The 379-nt window shown below is 67.8% G+C and carries 1 pseudogene; it reads left to right on the forward strand.

Annotation, left to right across the window (positions count from 1 at the left end):
* Positions 1–207, forward strand: a pseudogene (locus tag I6F37_RS45195) (nucleotidyltransferase); the annotation flags it as partial.
* Between the last annotated feature and the right edge of the window lie 172 nt (positions 208–379).

The following is a 379-nucleotide window of genomic DNA, read 5'->3' on the forward strand; positions in this document are numbered from 1 at the left end:
GCGTTGTTCACCCGCTATGTCGAGGCGATCATCCGCCGGCCCGAAGGGCTGAAACGCTGGTACCTCAGCGTCATCAATGAGATCGCACAGGAGACCGGGCGCGTGCGGGTCCAGTCCATCGAGGGGCTCGGCTGGGCGGAAATGGACTTCCCCGAAGACATTCCGGGCAACCAGGCGCTCGCCGCCAGGTGGGCGGCAGCGCTTTAACCCTCGACCAGGGCTCGCACCAGGTCGAGGTCGGACGGCTTGTCGACGTCGACTGCGGCCAGCCCATGGGGCGTGAGGACGGCTGCGGCCGTCACCCCAGCCCGACGGCCGACCAGGGCGATCGCTCCGTCCAGGGTCAACCAGCCCAGCGCATACCCGATCAGCATCTGTG

The sequence above is a fragment of the Bradyrhizobium sp. NBAIM08 genome, from assembly GCF_020193935.1.
GTDB classification, from domain to species: Bacteria; Pseudomonadota; Alphaproteobacteria; order Rhizobiales; family Xanthobacteraceae; genus Bradyrhizobium; species Bradyrhizobium yuanmingense.